The 17,827-nt window shown below is 71.6% G+C and carries 11 protein-coding genes and 1 pseudogene; 5 read left to right on the top strand and 7 right to left on the bottom strand.

The annotated features are described in order from the left end of the window. Positions 1 to 39: 39 nt before the first annotated feature. Together N8I87_RS10260 and rpsA are read right to left on the bottom strand one after the other, a co-directional pair. On the bottom strand, positions 40 to 978 hold the full coding sequence (locus N8I87_RS10260; RefSeq protein ID WP_263207569.1) for a PAC2 family protein: 939 nt from the start codon (positions 976 to 978) through the stop codon (positions 40 to 42). 266 nt (positions 979 to 1,244) lie between these two features. Next, positions 1,245 to 2,741, bottom strand: a complete 1,497-nt coding sequence (rpsA, locus tag N8I87_RS10265; RefSeq protein WP_181807901.1) for a 30S ribosomal protein S1 — start codon at positions 2,739 to 2,741, stop codon at positions 1,245 to 1,247. A 367-nt stretch (positions 2,742 to 3,108) separates the two neighbouring features. Here rpsA and N8I87_RS10270 point away from each other — a divergent pair, with 367 nt between their 5' ends. Further along, positions 3,109 to 3,918, top strand: coding sequence for a class I SAM-dependent methyltransferase (locus tag N8I87_RS10270; protein WP_411577370.1), 810 nt, complete (start codon positions 3,109 to 3,111; stop codon positions 3,916 to 3,918). Between the two features lie 78 nt (positions 3,919 to 3,996). Beyond that, a pseudogene (gene hrpB, locus N8I87_RS10275) lies at positions 3,997 to 6,530 on the top strand (ATP-dependent helicase HrpB). Here the strand turns inward: hrpB and pgfA are convergent. The 3 genes from pgfA to N8I87_RS10290 form a co-directional block, all read right to left on the bottom strand. Continuing rightward, positions 6,520 to 7,512 carry a cell envelope lipid trafficking protein PgfA gene (gene pgfA / locus N8I87_RS10280; RefSeq protein WP_263207572.1) on the bottom strand — a complete coding sequence of 331 codons (993 nt, stop codon included), beginning with the start codon at positions 7,510 to 7,512 and terminating at the stop codon, positions 6,520 to 6,522. The pseudogene hrpB and the gene pgfA overlap by 11 nt on opposite strands. Before the next feature lie 26 nt (positions 7,513 to 7,538). Further along, positions 7,539 to 7,673, bottom strand: coding sequence for an SPW_0924 family protein (locus N8I87_RS10285; protein WP_263207574.1), 135 nt, complete (start codon positions 7,671 to 7,673; stop codon positions 7,539 to 7,541). A 143-nt stretch (positions 7,674 to 7,816) separates the two neighbouring features. Beyond that, positions 7,817 to 9,529, bottom strand: a complete 1,713-nt coding sequence (locus tag N8I87_RS10290; RefSeq protein WP_263207576.1) for a lytic transglycosylase domain-containing protein — start codon at positions 9,527 to 9,529, stop codon at positions 7,817 to 7,819. A gap of 315 nt (positions 9,530 to 9,844) precedes the next feature. Here N8I87_RS10290 and N8I87_RS10295 point away from each other — a divergent pair, with 315 nt between their 5' ends. Continuing rightward, on the top strand, positions 9,845 to 10,702 hold the full coding sequence (locus N8I87_RS10295) for a DUF4184 family protein (protein ID WP_263207578.1): 858 nt from the start codon (positions 9,845 to 9,847) through the stop codon (positions 10,700 to 10,702). Here the strand turns inward: N8I87_RS10295 and N8I87_RS10300 are convergent. Together N8I87_RS10300 and polA are read right to left on the bottom strand one after the other, a co-directional pair. Continuing rightward, complete coding sequence (locus tag N8I87_RS10300) at positions 10,623 to 11,030, bottom strand: hypothetical protein (protein WP_263207579.1); 408 nt, start codon at positions 11,028 to 11,030, stop codon at positions 10,623 to 10,625. The genes N8I87_RS10295 and N8I87_RS10300 overlap by 80 nt on opposite strands. A gap of 724 nt (positions 11,031 to 11,754) precedes the next feature. Next, positions 11,755 to 14,481 carry a DNA polymerase I gene (gene polA, locus N8I87_RS10305; RefSeq protein WP_263207581.1) on the bottom strand — a complete coding sequence of 909 codons (2,727 nt, stop codon included), beginning with the start codon at positions 14,479 to 14,481 and terminating at the stop codon, positions 11,755 to 11,757. 223 nt (positions 14,482 to 14,704) lie between these two features. Here polA and N8I87_RS10310 point away from each other — a divergent pair, with 223 nt between their 5' ends. Both N8I87_RS10310 and N8I87_RS10315 read left to right on the top strand, forming a co-directional pair. After that, positions 14,705 to 16,984, top strand: a complete 2,280-nt coding sequence (locus N8I87_RS10310) for an FdhF/YdeP family oxidoreductase (protein ID WP_263207582.1) — start codon at positions 14,705 to 14,707, stop codon at positions 16,982 to 16,984. Between the two features lie 66 nt (positions 16,985 to 17,050). Next, entirely contained in the window at positions 17,051 to 17,542 is a 492-nt protein-coding gene (locus N8I87_RS10315; protein ID WP_263207584.1) for a hotdog fold thioesterase, read from the top strand. Positions 17,543 to 17,827: the final 285 nt, after the last annotated feature.

Raw genomic sequence — 17,827 nt, forward strand, 5'->3', positions numbered from 1 at the left:
AGGCCCTGCCACCGACAGGGCGCCCACCGGTCGCACCGCTCAGTTGTCGCCCTCCCGCTCCGCCAGGAACTTCTCGAATTCCCGGCCGATCTCGTCCGCCGACGGGATGTCCGCCGACTCGGCGAGCATGTTGCCGCGGCTCTCGGCGCCCGCGGCGGCGTCGTACTGGTGCTCAAGGCCCTGGACGAGGGAGGTGAGCTCCTCGTCGCCCTCCTGGATCTGCCGGTCGATCTCCGTCTGCGTGCGGTGCGCCTCCGTGCGCAGGGAGTGCGCGATGCCGGGCAGGACCAGGCCGGTCGCGGCCGTGATGGCCTCCAGGACGGTCAGTGCCGCGTCCGGGTAGGCCGAGCGGGCGATGTAGTGCGGGACGTGCGCGGCGACGCCCAGGACGTCGTGCCCGGACTCCATGAGGCGGTACTCGACGAGCGCCTCGGCGCTGCCGGGCACCTGTGCCTCGTCGAAGGGGCTGCGGTGGCCCGGGACGAGGTCGGTGCGGTTGCCGTGGGGGGTGAGGCCGACCGGGCGGGTGTGCGGGACGCCCATCGGGATGCCGTGGAAGTTCACGGAGAGCCGTACGCCGAGACGCTCCACGATCTGCCGTACGGCGGCGGCGAAGCGCTCCCACTCCACGTCCGGCTCGGGGCCGGAGAGCAGCAGGAAGGGGGCTCCCGTGGTGTCCTGGACGAGCCGTACCTCGATGGTCGGCTCCTCGTACTCGGTCCAGCGGTCCCGCTTGAAGGTGAGCAGCGGGCGGCGGGCCCGGTAGTCCACGAGCCGGTCGTGGTCGAAGCGGGCGACGACCTGGTGGGGCAGGGACTCGAGGAGCCGCTCGACGATCTGGTCGCCGGTCTCACCCGCGTCGATGTATCCGTCGAAGTGGTAGAGCATGACAAGTCCGGCCGACTCCTGGGCGAGCGCCATGTCGACGACGGCAAGCCCCTTCGGCTCCCATGCGTACAAACCCTGCGGATCTAGCACTGTGACCGCTCCTCCTCGTGTCAGTAGTCGACAACGCGGCCCGGAACGTGGGCATTCCCGCCCACGCCCCTGATCAGGCCTGTCTCACCGCGTTTTCGTGCGCGGGTCCACCAGAGCACGAGGCGCCGCGCGGCCGACCGTCACGCGCGCGTGGCCGTGGACTCCCCGACGTGGACGCCGGGTTCACCGCTCCCGGGCAGCGCTGAGGGGCCGTACCCCGAAAGGTACGGCCCCTGCAGTCAACGGCTAAGCCTCAGCGGCAGCGATCAGCTCTGGCCGCCGGCCAGCTTCTCGCGCAGCGCGGCAAGCGCCTCGTCCGAGGCCAGCGCACCGGAGGTGTCCGCGCCCTCGGAGGAGTACGAACCGCCACCCGCGGCCGGAGCCGCACCCGCGGCGTCGCCACCCTCGGCAGCGGCGGCAGCGTCGGCCTCGCGGCTCTTGATGACCTGCTGCTGGTGCTGCTCGAAGCGCTGCTGCGCCTCGGCGTACTGGTGCTCCCACTCCTCGCGCTGCTTCTCGTAGCCCTCGAGCCAGTCGTTGGTCTCGGGGTCGAAGCCCTCGGGGTAGATGTAGTTGCCCTGGTCGTCGTAGGACGCGGCCATGCCGTACAGGGTCGGGTCGAACTCGACCGAGGCCGGGTCGGCACCGAAGGACTCGTTGGCCTGCTTCAGCGAGAGGCTGATGCGACGACGCTCGAGGTCGATGTCGATGACCTTGACGAAGATCTCGTCGTTGACCTGGACGACCTGCTCCGGGATCTCCACGTGGCGCTCGGCCAGCTCGGAGATGTGGACCAGACCCTCGATGCCCTCGTCGACGCGGACGAACGCACCGAACGGAACCAGCTTCGTGACCTTGCCGGGCACGACCTGGCCGATCTGGTGGGTGCGGGCGAACTGCTGCCACGGGTCTTCCTGGGTCGCCTTCAGCGACAGGGAGACGCGCTCGCGGTCCATGTCGACGTCGAGGACCTCGACGGTGACCTCCTGGCCGACCTCGACGACCTCGGAGGGGTGGTCGATGTGCTTCCAGGACAGCTCGGAGACGTGGACCAGACCGTCGACGCCACCCAGGTCCACGAAGGCACCGAAGTTGACGATCGAGGAGACCACACCGGAGCGGACCTGACCCTTCTGGAGGGTCGTGAGGAACGTCTGGCGGACCTCGGACTGGGTCTGCTCCAGCCAGGCGCGGCGGGACAGGACCACGTTGTTGCGGTTCTTGTCCAGCTCGATGATCTTGGCCTCGAGCTCCTTGCCGACGTACGGCTGGAGGTCGCGGACGCGGCGCATCTCGACCAGGGAGGCCGGGAGGAAGCCACGGAGGCCGATGTCGAGGATGAGACCACCCTTGACGACCTCGATGACGGTACCGGTGACGATGCCGTCCTCTTCCTTGATCTTCTCGATGGTGCCCCAGGCGCGCTCGTACTGGGCACGCTTCTTCGAGAGGATCAGGCGGCCTTCCTTGTCCTCCTTCTGGAGGACGAGGGCCTCGATCTCGTCGCCGACGGCAACGACCTCGTTGGGGTCGACGTCGTGCTTGATCGAGAGCTCGCGGCTCGGGATGACACCTTCGGTCTTGTAACCGATGTCGAGCAGGACCTCGTCCCGGTCGACCTTCACGATGACGCCGTCGACGATGTCGCCGTCGTTGAAGTACTTGATCGTCTCGTCGATCGCTGCGAGGAATGCTTCCTCGTTACCGATGTCGTTGACCGCTACCTGCGGGGTGGTGGCGGTGGTCTCGGTGCTGCTCGTCATGTGGGAAAGGGCTCCGGTACGGACATTGAAGTCGTAGGTACTGCTACGCCGGGAGCCCGTATCGCTCTGAAGAAGCCGGACAGCCAAGGAAGCGCCCCACCAGCGACTGGTGACGGCGCCTCGACAACCGAGGGGACATACAACAGATGCGAGCGCAGCCTGCTACGTCTGAGGTGCGCAGGCCCGCAGCGCAACTTGTAGCATACGGGGGCAGCCGGACAGGGTCAATGCGCGAAGCGCACACCCGGGGCGGATCGCCGCATAACCGGCACAAGAAACGTCCCAGCAGGCCACGCGGGCCTGAGGGAACCTCCTCCGTGACACGGCCCTGAGGGTTGGACGGAAGAGTACGACGAGGGAGCCGATCATCCAAGAGCCCGAAGCGTTCGAACCCGAAGCCACCCGGCGCGACGCCGATGCCACCGAGAGCTCCAGGGCCAATCGGGGCTGGTGGGACCGGAACGCGGACGAGTACCAGGTCGAACACGGCACGTTCCTCGGCGACGACCGTTTCGTGTGGGGCCCCGAGGGCCTCGACGAGGTGGAGGCCGAACTGCTCGGCGCGCCGGAGGAGCTGAAGGGCAAGGACGTCCTGGAGATCGGCGCGGGCGCGGCGCAGTGCTCGCGCTGGCTGGCCGCCCAGGGGGCCCGGCCGGTGGCCCTGGACCTCTCCCACCGCCAGCTCCAGCACGCGCTGCGCATCGGCGGATCGTTTCCTCTGGTGTGCGCCGACGCCGGTGCGCTCCCCTTCGCCGACGCCTCCTTCGACCTGGCGTGTTCGGCCTACGGGGCGCTGCCGTTCGTGGCGGATCCGCGGCTGGTGCTGCGCGAGGTGCACCGGATACTCCGCCCGGGTGGCCGCTTCGTGTTCTCGGTGACGCATCCCGTCCGCTGGGCCTTCCCGGACGAGCCGGGGCCCGAGGGGCTGTCGGTGGCGGCCTCGTATTTCGACCGCACGCCGTACGTCGAACAGGACGAGGAGGGTAGGGCGGTCTACGTGGAGCACCACAGGACGATCGGTGACCGCGTCCGGGACATCGTGGCCTCGGGCCTGCGTCTGGTGGACCTGGTGGAGCCGGAGTGGCCGGCCTGGAACACCGCGGAGTGGGGCGGCTGGTCCCCGCTGCGGGGTGCCCTCATCCCCGGGACGGCGATCTTCGTGTGCGAGCGGGACTGATCGTGTGCGAGCGGGACCGGGATTCCGCCGGGCACGCGCGCGTGAGGGCGGTTCCGGGGGCCGTACGACACTAGGGGCGTGATCCGTTACGACGCCCTGGACGTTCTGCCCGTACGTGGTGCCCTGCCCGCCCTGGACGACGCCCTGGAGGGACACGGCACCGCCGTCCTGGTCGCGCCGCCCGGCACCGGCAAGACGACGCTGGTGCCACTGGCGCTGGCCGGGCTGCTGGGCACGGGGCCGGCCCGGCGTGTGGTCGTGGCCGAGCCGCGCAGGATCGCGGCGCGGGCGGCCGCGCGGCGGATGGCGTGGCTGCTGGGCGAGAAGGTCGGGGAAAGCGTCGGCTACACCGTGCGCGGGGAGCGCGTCGTGGGCCGCCACGCGCGCGTGGAGGTCGTCACGACCGGTGTGCTGCTCCAGCGCCTCCAGCGGGACCAGGAGCTGACGGGTGTCGACGTGGTCGTGCTCGACGAGTGCCACGAGCGGCATCTGGACGCGGACACCGTGGCGGCGTTCCTGTGGGACGTACGGGAGACCCTGCGGCCGGAGCTGCGGCTGGTGGCCGCGTCGGCGACCACCGACGCGCAGGGGTGGGCGCGGCTGCTGGGCGGGGCGCCGGTGGTCGAGGCCGCGGGCGTGTCGCACCCCGTGGAGGTGGTGTGGGCGCCGCCGGTGCGCCCGGTGCGGCCGCCGCACGGAATGCGCGTCGACCCCGCACTGCTGGCCCACGTGGCGTCGGTGGTGCGGCGGGCGCTGGCCGAGCGGCCGGGGGACGTGCTGTGTTTCCTGCCCGGCGTGGGCGAGATCGCGCGGGTGGCCGGGCAGTTGGGGGACCTGGGCGGCATCGAGGTACTCCAGGTGCACGGGCGGGCGCCGGCGGCGGTGCAGGACGCCGTGCTGGCGCCCGGTGAGCGGCGCCGGGTGGTGCTGGCCACGTCGGTGGCGGAGTCCTCCCTGACAGTGCCCGGGGTGCGGGTGGTGGTGGACTCCGGGCTGGCACGGGAACCGCGTGTCGATCACGCGCGCGGGCTGAGCGCGCTGACGACGGTACGGGCCTCGCAGGCGGCGGGGCGGCAGCGCGCGGGGCGGGCCGGGCGTGAGGCGCCGGGTGCGGTGTACCGGTGCTGGGCGGAGGCCGAGGATGCCCGTCTGCCCCGTTTTCCTTCGCCGGAGATCAAGGTGGCCGACCTGACGGCGTTCGCCCTTCAGACGGCCTGCTGGGGCGATCCGGACGCCTCCGGGCTGGCGCTGCTGGATCCGCCGCCGGGCGGGGCGATGGCGGCGGCGCGCTCCGCGCTGACGGCCGTGGGGGCGGTCGACTCCGCCGGGCGGGCCACGGAGCGGGGGGTTCGGCTCGCGCGGCTGGGGTTGCACCCCCGGCTGGGGAGGGCGTTGCTGGACACGTCCGCCTACGGCGCGGGTGCCGAGATTGTCGCGCTGCTCAGCGAAGAGGCTCCGCCGGAGTACGGGGACGACCTGGCGTCGGCCTTGCGTGTCGCGCGGCGCGGTGGTGACGCCTACGCCAAGCGGTGGGCCGCTGAAGTCCGGCGGCTGCGGGCCGTGGTCTCGGAGGGGTTTCCCACCCGCCCACCCGTCTCCCTCAGTTGCAAGTGGACGCCCAGGCCGGCACAGGAACCGGCGATCAACAGATCGCCGGGCTCGTCGCCGCGTTCGCCTTTCCCGAGCGGATCGCCAGGCTCGACGGCGGCTCGTACCTCATGGTGTCCGGGACCCGGGCCGAGGTCACCGACGGCTCGTTCCTGCGCGGAGCGCCCTGGATCGCCGTCGCCGTCGCCGACCGGCCCGTCGGCAGGGGACACGCGCGCGTGCAGCTCGGGGCCGTCGTCGACGAGGACGTCGCCCGGCTCGCGGCCGGTTCAATGCTGGCGGCGCGGGACGAGGTCCACTGGGCCGACGAGGACGTGGTCGCACGCAGGGTGGAGCGGCTGGGGGCGGTCGAGCTGGCGGTGCGGCCGCTGAAGGACGCCGACCCCGCCCTCGTACGCGACGCGCTTCTGGAAGGGCTGCGGCAGGAGAGGTTCGGGCTGCTGCGGTGGTCGGCGGAGGCGGAGGCACTGCGGCAGCGGCTGGCCTTTCTGCGGCTGCATCTCGGCGAACCGTGGCCGGACGTGTCGGACGGTGCCCTCCACGCGCGCGTGGACGAATGGCTGGAACCCGAGCTGGGACGGGCACGGCAGCGGGCCGACCTCGCGCGGATCGATGCCAGGGAGGCGCTCGGACGGCTGCTGCCGTGGGCCGGCGGGGACGCCGCCCGGCTCGACGAACTCGCCCCCGAGCGGATGGCCGTACCCAGTGGGTCCAGAATCCGGATCGACTACGCGAACCCCGAGCAGCCCGTCCTGGCCGTGAAACTGCAGGAGATGTTCGGGCTGCACGAGTCGCCGCGGGTGGCCGGGGTGCCGCTGCTCGTGCATCTCCTCTCCCCCGCCGGGCGGCCCGCCGCCGTCACCGCCGACCTCGCCTCCTTCTGGAGGGACGGCTACAAGGGCGTACGGGCCGAACTGCGCGGCCGGTACCCGAAGCATCCGTGGCCGGAGGACCCGGCCACCGCCGAGCCCACCCGGCACACCAACGCCCGGTTCAGGCGCTGACCGGCTCCGGTTCCGCGGCCTGTGCCGGTGCCGGGTCCGCCGGGCGGCGGCCGCGCGCCTCCAGGTACAGGGAGAGCGACAGGAGCGCCAGGCCGAGGCCCAGGAAGCCCCAGGGCAGGTAGGACGTGAGCAGCAGGACGACGGTGCGGTTGTGCTCGACCAGGGCCACGGTGTGCTCGATGTAGTCCTCGCGCATCTTCACGTGACCGGCGAACGCCGTCACCCGATCACGGCCGCCGAGCAGGGTGCCGCCGCGCAATTCCTCCTTGTGGATCTCCTCGCCGTAGACGGGGGCGCCGGTCACGGGCTCGACCCAGAACCTGCGGACCGTGGTGTACCAGCGGGTGGTGCCCGTCTTGGCAACCGACTCCGGGGTGATGCCCCGCACGGGCATGGTCTTCGGGAAGGGCACCTTGGTCCAGGGAATGGTCTGCTCGAAGTAGTAGACGTGCACCCCACGGAAGGTCCGGGTCCCCTTGTAGTGGATGGGGTTGGTGGTGCGGGTCTGCGCGTCGAAGTACTCGTAGTCCCGTTTCTCGGTGAGGAAGGGCCACTTGAACTCGATGCCCTCCCGTTTGACCGGGTCGCCGTCGACCGTCTCGCCGGTGGCGTGGACGGGTTCCTGGGAGTGCGCGTCGAAGATGTAGCGCTCGGGGATCCGGGAGACCATCTTGCCGTCGGGGCCCTGGACATAGGACAGGCCGTCCCAGACGACCACGTCCTTGCCCGCCGTCCTCTCGATCCGGTCGGAGGCCGCCACGTTGCCCCTGAGGGTCTGCACGATGGTGACCTTCGGGACCTTCTTCGCCCTCATCGTGCCGTAGTCGAGGAGCGTGGCGTCCTTCGCCTCAAGGACCATGTCCTGGTACTGGTTCGCCGGGATCTTGGCCAGGCGCGGGAAGGCGTACCAGCGCAGCAATGGGGACAGCGCCGCGAAGAACACGGCGAGGGCGAGCAGGATCAGGCTGGTCTTGCGGCGCATCTCGGCCTCCCTCCCGGACGGGGCGGTTACGGGTGTGCGGGCACCGTCGTGAGCAGTGGCTTCGGGGATGTCCCTCCCGTGGGCGCCCCCATGCCGGTGATCGTGAGGACCAGGGCGAGCGCGAGGGCGAGACCGGTCGCGGCGGCGATCAGGGCGCGCATGCGGGGCCTCCTGGCGGACGGTTCCTGACAGGTCGTCAGGTTCGGCACCGTAGCAATGGCCGGGCGAGATGAGAACACGTTGCGCACACAGACGAGGGCGCCCCTCCGCCGGAGCGGAGGGGCGCCCTGTGGAGCGGGCCGGGCTACGCCGAAGGACTGGCGGACGGGCTCGTGGAGGTGCTGGGCGAAGGGCTGGGCGAAGGGTCGGCCGCGGCGACCGTCAGTTCGACGGTCAGCGTGGCGCCACCGGTGGTGGTGATGCGGAGCAGGAAGGTGCCGGTGGCATCGTCCGCGTACAGCTTCGGCAGCTCGATCTGGCCGTTCGCGTCCGTCTTGAGGTCCGTGAGGGTGCGTACGGCCTTGCCGTCGGCGTCCTTGAAGTAGGGGCCCTTGTCGTTCTCGGTCGCGTCGTCCGCCGACTTGATGAGGGTCGCGGTGGCCGCGACCTTGTCCGCGACGGCGCCCTTGTACGTCGCCTTCACCTCGACCCGGTCGGCGAACTCGCCACCCGGAGTGCAGGTCAGCGCGGTGTCGCTGGTACGGGCGAGGGCGTCGGCGGCATGCGGGGTGACCGTGGCCCGGTAGTCGGGGGCGCTGACCGAGCGGCCCACGATGGTGGCACGGACGGTGAAGTCGCCGGTCTTCTCACCCGCCTGGAGCGCGGGTGCGACGGCCACGCCCTTGCTGTCGCTGACGACCGTGGCGACGCTCTCGCCGCCGGTGAAGGTGGTGTCCGTGTCCCCGACTATGGAGAACCGGATCCTGACCTTGCCGACGGCCTTGCCGGCCTTGGTCTCGGCACGCGTGCTGATCTTCTTGGTGAACGCATGCCCAGCCATCGCGGTGAGCTTGGCGGTGCCCGCGTCCTCCAGGTGGTCCACCGTCTCGGTGGGGGTCGGCGGCGTCTGCGACGGCTTGGAAGGGTTCGGACTCGGACTCGGGCTCGTGTCATGGCTCGGCCTGCCGGGGCTGGGCGTCTCCTCGGCCGGCTTCGAGTTCTGCCGGGGGTGGTCGTCGCTGCGCCCCGAGGGCAGGCTGCCGGTGCCGTCGGGGACGGAGTGGCTGCCCTTGCGGTAGTACTCGAACCACGACAGGACCGTGTTGAGGTAGTCCTGCGAGTTGTTGTAGCTGAGGATCGCGCGGCTCATGTCCGCCTGGGCGGACAGGTCCCAGCCGTTGCGGCACAGGTAGTGGCCGGCCGCGAGCGCCGCGTCGTAGACGTTGTTGGGGTCCTTGACGCCGTCGTCGTTGCCGTCGCGGCCCGCCCAGGCCCAGGTCGACGGGATGAACTGCATGGGGCCGACGGCCTGGTCGTACTCGCTGTTGCCGTCGTACCGGCCGTTGTCGGTGTCCTTGATGAGCGCGAAGCCGTTGCCGTCGAGCTCCGGGCCGAGGATCCGACCGAGGGTGGTGCCGTTCGCGTCGATACGGCCGCCGCGGGCCTGGCCCGACTCGACCTTGCCGATGGCGGCGAGGAGTTGCCAGGGCAGGTTGCAGCCCGGCTTCGAGCCCCGCAGCTCCGCCGCGGCCTTCTTGTAGGCGTCGAGGACGGTCGCGGGGATGCCCGACTCGGCGTCCCCCTGGGCGACGGGGGTGCCCGCGGTCGACGACGGGCTGGGGTTCGGACTGCTGAGCGGCGGAAGGTCCGTGTAGTACGGCGAGTTGCCGGTGGCGTTGGCCGTGCCGTCGGCCCCCGCCTCGGGCGCCGGGCTGGTGGCACCGGTGGCGGACTGTCTGCCGTCGTCGTCGGACGTGACACCCGGGGCCTGGGACCCGGAGAGGGCCGCGACCGCTGCCGCGGCCACGGCGGTCGTCGCCGCCCCCTTGTACAGCCCCCTGCCGAAATGCGCCGTCATGGCGTGAACCCCTCCCGTGGACGCCCGAGCGCCCGTCTCTGTCTGACCGCTCGCCCTGTTGTGACGGATGACCCCGTGATCTGGTTGCCCTGTAGCGCCATTCGATGCGCGCGATGCGGTTCGGTGGCGCTTTCGCGCCTGCTCCCCCGTACCGCGACGCAGGTGACCCTACGACAACCCCCTTTGCCCAGACCCCCGGTGATGGCCGGATTTCACCCACTGGCCATGTGGCCCTGTCGTGGGTTGCCGTCACCCATACTTGACGGATGTGATCACCGGTCGGAGGCCGGCCGACAACCGCTCCAGGGGGATTCGTTGCCGTTCACTCTCAGCCATGCGGCCGCGGTCCTGCCCGCGGTGCGCGGGGACGGATCAGGCCGGGGGCGGCTCGTGCCCGCGGTGCTCGTCGCGGGCTCCTTTGCTCCCGACATGACCTATTACGCGGCCAGTGTCCTGTCGGGCGCGATGGAGTTCGGGGACGTCACGCACTCGTTCGCCGGTGTCTTCAGCGTCGACGTGCTCATCGCCTGGGCGCTGGTGGGGCTGTGGCTGCTGGTGCGGGAGCCGCTGGTGGCGCTGGCGCCACGGGCCCGGCAGGGGCGGGTGGCGGCGCTGCTGCGCTGCGGGGCGCCACGCGCGCGCGTGCGGCCCGCTTCGGTGGCGTGGTGGTACGCCTCCGCGGCGCTCGGCGCGCTGACGCACGTCGTGTGGGACGCGTTCACGCATCTCGACCGGTGGGGGATGCGGCTGTTCCCGGTCCTCGGCCGGGAGTTGGCGGGCTCACCGCTGTACTGGTACCTGCAGTACGGCGGCTCGGCGTTGGCCGCGGTCGTGATCGCGGCGTTCCTGACGTATGCGGTACGGCGGGCGCCCTCGGGTGAGCCGGTGGGGGTGCCGCTGTTGTCGGTACGGGACCGGTGCTGGGCCGGGGTCGTGATCGGCGGCTGCGCCGTGGCCGGGGCGGCGCAGCGTGTGGCGGGATGGTGGGAGTACCGCGGCGGGGGCTCGGCCAAGCCCTGGGACGTGGTGCCGACGGTGTGCTTCGGGGCGGGCGCCGGGCTGGTGCTGGGGCTGCTGGTGTACGCCGCCGGGGTCAGGGTGTGGCGTCCGGTCCCGGTTGCCGCCGTTCCCGGCGGGGAGCGTGCCGAGCCGAGCCGTCCGGTCGCTCGGTGAGGGGCGCGACGAAGACGGTGATCCTGCGGGCCGGGCGTGGCCTCGGGAGCAGGGTGAGAAGCAGCGCGAGGTAGCCGCGGCCGAGGTCGGCCCACTGGCGCCAGGCCAGTGCCCGGTCCGCCCTGGAGGCCCTGGTGGTGAGCCGGTGTCCGAGGGCTGCCGCGGTGCTGCGCACCGCTGTCCTCAGGTCGGTGTGGATGCGGGCGGTGCTTGCGTCGGCCGCGAAGGCCGGAATCCGCGAGGGCGGCATGGACGGGGGCGCGACGGCGTCCGCCTGTGCCGTGGTCCGTGCCAGGGCCGTCCGGCGGTGGAGCATGCGTATACCCATGCCCGCATCCTCACCGCCGGGAGGGCGGGGGGCGCATTGACGGGGGCCACGTGAGTGACGGGCCCTGCGGGGCCTGGGCCGGGGTGGTGCGGGGTGCGGGTGCGGGCGCCGGTGCGGGCGCGGAGGGGGCGTCCCCGAGGTGGACGCCCCCTCCGCCGAGCCGGAGCCTGAGCTGGATCCGGAGCCGGACCCGGGCCCGGAGCTGGAGACTGAGCCAAGGCCCGAGGCCCGAGGCCGGACCCGGAGCTGGATCCGAAGCCGGAGCTGGAGACCGAGCCCGAGCCCGAGCCGGACCCGAAGCCGGAGCTGGATCCAGAGCCGGACCCGGATCCAGAGCCGAAGCCGGAGCTGGAGACCGAGCCCGAGCCGGACCCGGACCCGAAGCCGGAGCTGGATCCAGAGCCGGACCCGGATCCAGAGCCGGACCCGATGCCGGAGCCGGAGCTGGATCTGGAGACCGAGCCCGAGCCGGACCCGAAGCCGGAGCTGGATCCAGAGCCGGACCCGGATCCAGAGCCGGACCCGATGCCGGAGCCGGAGCTGGATCTGGAGACCGAGCCCGAGCCGGACCCGAAGCCGGAGCTGGATCCAGAGCCGGACCCGGATCCAGAGCCGGGCCCGGATCCAGAGCCGGAGCTGGATCTGGAGACCGAGCCGGACCCGGACCCGAAGCCGGACCCGCAGCTGGAGACTGAGCCTGGGCCGGAGCCCGAGCCGCCGCAGGCTAGTGCGCCGCGGACTCCCAGTCCGGGCCCACGCCCACCGACACGTCCAGGGGTGCTCTCAGGTGGACCGCGGCCGCCATTTCGCGGCGGACGATCTTCTCCGTGGCCGCGCGTTCGCCGGGGGCGATCTCCAGGACGATTTCGTCGTGGACCTGGAGGAGCATGCGGGACTTGAGGTCCGCCTCGCGCAGGGCCCGGTCGACGTGGAGCATGGCGATCTTGACGATGTCCGCCGCCGTGCCCTGGATCGGCGCGTTGAGGGCCATCCGCTCCGCCGCCTCGCGCCGCTGGCGGTTGTCGCTGTTGAGGTCGGGGAGGTAGCGCCGGCGCCCGAAGAGCGTCGCCGTGTAGCCGGTCGCCCGGGCCTCGTCGACCGCCCGCCGCAGATAGTCCCGTACACCGCCGAACCGCTCGAAGTACGTGTCCATCAGGGCGCGGGCCTCGCCCGCCTCGATGTTCAGCTGCTGGGACAGGCCGAAGGCCGACAGACCGTACGCCAGGCCGTAGGACATCGCCTTGATCTTGCGGCGCATCTCCGCGTCGACGGCGGAGCGTTCGACCGAGAAGACCTGGGAGGCGACCGTGTTGTGCAGGTCCTCCCCTGAGGTGAACGCCTCGATCAGGCCCTCGTCCTCGGAGAGATGGGCCATCACCCGCAGTTCGATCTGGCTGTAGTCCGCGGTCATGAGGGACTCGAAGCCCTCGCCGACCACGAAGCCGCGCCGGATCGCCCGGCCCTCGTCGGTGCGGACCGGGATGTTCTGCAGGTTGGGGTCGGTGGAGGACAGCCGGCCGGTCGCCGCCACCGTCTGGTTGAAGGTGGTGTGGATACGGCCGTCGGCGGCGACGGTCTTGATCAGGCCCTCGACCGTGACGCGCAGCTTCGCCTGCTCGCGGTGGCGGAGCATGATGACCGGCAGTTCGTTGTCGGTCTGGCCGGCGAGCCAGGCCAGGGCATCGGCGTCGGTGGTGTAGCCGGTCTTCGTCTTCTTGGTCCTGGGCAGGGCCAGCTCGCCGAAGAGGACCTCCTGGAGCTGCTTGGGCGACCCCAGGTTGAACTCGTGCCCGGCCGCGGCGTGCGCCTCCTTCACGGCCTGCTGCACCGCGCCCGCGAAGGTCTGCTCCATGGCCTCCAGGTGAGCCCGGTCGGCCGCGATGCCGTGCCGCTCCATCCGGGCGAGCAGGGCGGAGGTGGGCAGCTCCATGTCGCGCAGCAGGTCCGCCGCGCCGACCTCCTGGAGCTTGCCCTCGAAGGCCTCGCCCAGGTCGAGGATCGCGCGGGCCTGGATCATCAGGGCCTCGGCCTCGGCGCCGTCGTCCACGCCGAACGCCAGCTGGCCGTCGGCCGCGGCGGCGGGGGCCAGCTCGCGGTGCAGGTACTCCAGGGACAGCGCGTCCAGGTCGAAGGAGCGACGGCCCGGCTTGACCAGGTAGGCGGCGAGCGCGGTGTCCATGGTGACGCCCGCGACGCTCCAGCCGTGCTCGGCGAGGACCCGCATGGCGCCCTTGGCGTTGTGGAAGACCTTGGGCTTCGCCGCGTCGGCCAGCCACCCGGCGAACGCGTTCTCGTCGGCCTCGTCCAGCTCGGACGGGTCGAACCAGGCGGCCGCGCCGTCGGCCGCGGCGAGCGCGATCTCGGTGACCGAGCCGGTGCCCAGCGCCCAGGCGTCGACCGTGGCGACGCCGAGGCTCTGCATGGCGTGCCCGGCGAGCCACGGGGCCAGCTCGCCGGTGCCGAGCACGGTGCCGTCCAGTTCGACGCCCTCGGTGGCGACAGGGGTGGTCTCGGCCTCCTCGGCGCCGGGGTCGACGGCGAAGAGGCGCTCGCGCAGGGAGGGGTTCCTGATCTCCAGGGTGTCCAGGACCATCGCGACCGTCTTGCGGTCGTACGGGGCCCGCCCCAGGTCGGTGACCGCCTTGGGCAGCTCCACCGCGCGCTCCAGCTCGGTGAGCCGGCGGTTGAGCTTGACCGCCTCCAGGTGGTCGCGGAGGTTCTGCCCGGCCTTGCCCTTGACCTCCTCGACGCGCTCCACCAGTTCGGCGAAGGAGCCGAACTGGTTGATCCACTTCGCGGCGGTCTTCTCGCCGACGCCGGGAATACCCGGGAGGTTGTCGGACGGGTCGCCGCGCAGCGCCGCGAAGTCGGGGTACTGGGCGGGCGTCAAGCCGTACTTCTCGAAAACCTTCTCCGGGGTGAACCGGGTGAGCTCCGAGACGCCCTTCGTCGGGTACAGCACCGTCGTGTGCTCGGTGACCAGCTGGAAGGAGTCGCGGTCGCCGGTGACGATCAGCACCTCGAAGCCCTCGGCCTCGGCCTGGGTGGCGAGCGTGGCGATGACGTCGTCCGCCTCGTACCCCTCGACGGCGAAGCGCTCGGCGTGCATCGCGTCCAGGAGCTCCCCGATCAGCTCGACCTGGCCCTTGAACTCGTCCGGGGTCTTGGAGCGGTTGGCCTTGTACTCGGTGAACTCCTCCGAGCGCCACGTCTTGCGGGAGACGTCGAAGGCCACCGCGAAGTGCGTGGGCGCCTCGTCGCGCAGCGTGTTGGCCAGCATCGACGCGAAGCCGTAGATCGCGTTCGTCGGCTGGCCCGTCGCGGTCGTGAAGTTCTCCGCGGGCAGCGCGAAGAACGCGCGGTAGGCCAGGGAGTGCCCGTCCATGAGCATCAGCCGCGGGCGGTCGCCACCGGGGGTGCTGTCGGTCTTCTTCGATGCTGTCTCTGCCACGCCCCCGATCCTGCCATGTGCCACTGACAGCCGGACCTCACCCGTGCGTGCCCCCGGCGGCCGGGCGGCGCCCGCACCTGTTGTCGTTGCCCCTTCCGCAACTATTGCTTCATACGCAACCATGGCCCGTGTCCTCCGCGAAACCCCGGCCGCCTCGGCTGTCGGAGGTGCGTGCGAGGATCGCAGACGTAGTCCACGTGTGCCGGTGAAGGAGAGCGCAGCCATGGCGACGAAGCCACCCCAGGGTGACCCGGTTCAGGACGCGCCGCGGGTCGCCGAGCCGCAGCACGCGGCGGCCGGCCTCCCGGCGATCGGGCACACGCTGCGCATGGCCCAGCAGCAGATGGGCGTGAAGCGCACCATGCTGACGCTGCTGAGCGTCAACCAGAAGAACGGCTTCGACTGTCCGGGCTGCGCCTGGCCGGAGCCCGACCACCGGCACCGGGCGGAGTTCTGCGAGAACGGCGCGAAGGCGGTGGCCGAGGAGGCCACGCTGCGCCGGGTCACCCCGGAGTTCTTCGCCGCGCACACCGTGGCGGATCTGGCGACCCGCAGCGGCTACTGGCTGGGCCAGCAAGGCCGCCTCACCCACCCCATGTATCTCCCCGAAGGGGGCGAACGCTACGAGCCGGTCTCCTGGGAGCGCGCCTTCGACATCGTCGCCGAGGAGATCGCCGGCCTCGCCTCGCCCGACGAGGCCGTCTTCTACACCTCGGGGCGTACGAGCAACGAGGCCGCCTTCCTCTATCAGCTGTTCGCGCGCGAGCTGGGCACGAACAACCTGCCGGACTGCTCGAACATGTGCCACGAGTCGTCCGGCTCGGCGCTGAACGAGACGATCGGCATCGGCAAGGGCAGCGTCCTGCTGGACGACCTCTACAAGGCGGACCTGATCGTCGTCGCGGGGCAGAACCCCGGCACCAACCACCCGCGCATGCTCGCCGCCCTGGAGAAGGCCAAGGCCAACGGCGCGAAGATCATCAGCGTCAACCCGCTGCCCGAGGCGGGCCTGGAGCGCTTCAAGAACCCGCAGACCCCGCAGGGCATGATCAAGGGCGCCGCGCTGACCGATCTCTTCCTGCAGATTCGCATCGGCGGCGACCAGGCCCTCTTCCGCCTCCTCAACAAGCTGATCCTGGAGACGGACGGCGCGGTCGACGAGGACTTCGTGCGCGAACACACGCACGGATACGAGGAGTTCGCCGAGGCCGCCCGCGCCGCCGACTGGGACGAGACGCTCGCGGCGACCGGACTCACACGCGCGGAGATCGACGAGGCGCTGCGGATGGTGCTCGCCTCGCGGCGCACCATCGTCTGCTGGGCCATGGGCCTGACCCAGCACAAGCACTCGGTGCCGACCATCCGCGAGGTCGTCAACTTCCTTCTGCTGCGCGGCAACATCGGCCGCCCGGGCGCGGGCGTGTGCCCGGTGCGCGGCCACTCGAACGTGCAGGGCGACCGCACCATGGGCATCTTCGAGCGGCCCGCCCCGGCCTTCCTGGACGCCCTGGAGAAGGAGTTCGGCTTCGCGCCGCCGCGCGAGCACGGCTTCGACGTCGTACGGGCCATCCGCGCGCTGCGCGACGGCGAGGCGAAGATGTTCTTCGCGATGGGCGGCAACTTCGTCTCCGCGTCCCCCGACACGGAGGTCACCGAGGCGGCCATGCGGCGCGCGCGGCTGACCGTGCACGTGTCGACCAAGCTGAACCGCTCGCACGTGGTCACGGGCGCGCGTGCGCTGATCCTGCCCACCCTCGGCCGCACCGAGCGGGACGTGCAGGGCTCCGGCGAGCAGTTCGTGACCGTCGAGGACTCCATGGGCATGGTGCACGCCTCGCGCGGCCGCCTGGAGCCGGCCGGTCCCCGGCTGCTGTCCGAGCCGGCCATCGTCTGCCGCCTCGCGCGCCGGGTGCTCGGCGAGGCCAGCGTGGTGCCGTGGGAGGAGTTCGAGAAGGACTACGCGGCGATCCGTGACCGCATCGCGCGGGTGGTCCCCGGCTTCCAGGACTTCAACGCGCGCGTCGCTCGCCCCGGCGGCTTCGCGCTGCCGCACGCCCCGCGCGACGAGCGGCGTTTCCCGACGGCCACCGGCAAGGCGAACTTCACGGCGGCGGCGGTCGAGTTCCCCAGGCTGCCCGAGGGCCGGCTGCTGCTCCAGACGCTGCGCTCGCACGACCAGTACAACACCACGATCTACGGTCTCGACGACCGCTACCGGGGCATCCGCAACGGCCGCCGGGTGGTGCTGGTGAACCCCGAGGACGCGCGGGAGCTCGAGGTCGCGGACGGGTCGTACGTGGACCTGGTGAGCGAGTGGCAGGACGGCGTGGAGCGGCGGGCGCCCGGCTTCCGGGTCGTGCACTACCCGACGGCACGCGGATGTGCGGCGGCGTACTACCCGGAGACCAATGTGCTGGTGCCGCTGGACGCCACCGCGGACACCAGCAACACCCCGGCCAGCAAGTCCGTGGTGGTGCGTCTGGAACAATCGGCGACCGACTGAGCGTTTGCTCAGTCAACTGGAGCGACTGATCAGATCCGCTGATCACGACGAACGGAGCCGGGTCCCATGGGTGAGCAGCAGCAGGTGAAGTTCCCGCAGGAGGTCATCGACGAGTACGCCGCGCTCGGGGTCGACCTGCCGGCGCTGTTCTCCGCGGGGCACCTCGGGACGCGGATGGGCGTGCAGATCGTCGAGGCGTCGGCGGAGCGGGTCGTCGCCACCATGCCGGTGGAGGGGAACACCCAGCCGTACGGGCTGCTGCACGGCGGCGCGTCCGCCGTACTGGCGGAGACCCTGGGCTCGGTGGGCGCGATGCTGCACGGCGGCAGCTCCAAGATCGCGGTCGGTGTGGACCTCAACTGCACGCATCACCGCGGGGTGCGCTCCGGGCTGGTCACCGGGGTCGCCACGCCCGTGCACCGGGGGCGGTCGACGACGACGTACGAGATCGTGATCAGCGACGAGCAGGAGCGCCGGGTGTGCACCGCCCGGCTGACCTGTCTGCTGCGGGACGTGAAGGCGGGCGACGAGGCCCACGCCCAGACCCCCCAGGGCTGACCCCGGCCCCGAAACCGGACCGGCGCCGCCTGCGGCGCCCTGACATCGGGGTGCGACGAGTCCGAGCCCTCCGCTCGGTGTCGGCGTCGCCCCCGATGTCCCACCGTCAACGGCCAGCAAGAGGCACCACGTAGCCGCACAGCGGCGCCAAGATGCCCGCGCCGCATGCGAATTGACCGGCCATCAGGCAATCGCCTCCGCCGACCCGGGTGCCCCGGCCGTACGCCGGGCTCTCGCGGGCCGCCGCGCCCCGCGCCCTTCAGGACGAAGGCGTCTCATGTCCGC

Origin of the sequence: Streptomyces sp. HUAS 15-9 (assembly GCF_025642155.1) — a bacterium.
Lineage (GTDB): Bacteria > Actinomycetota > Actinomycetes > Streptomycetales > Streptomycetaceae > Streptomyces.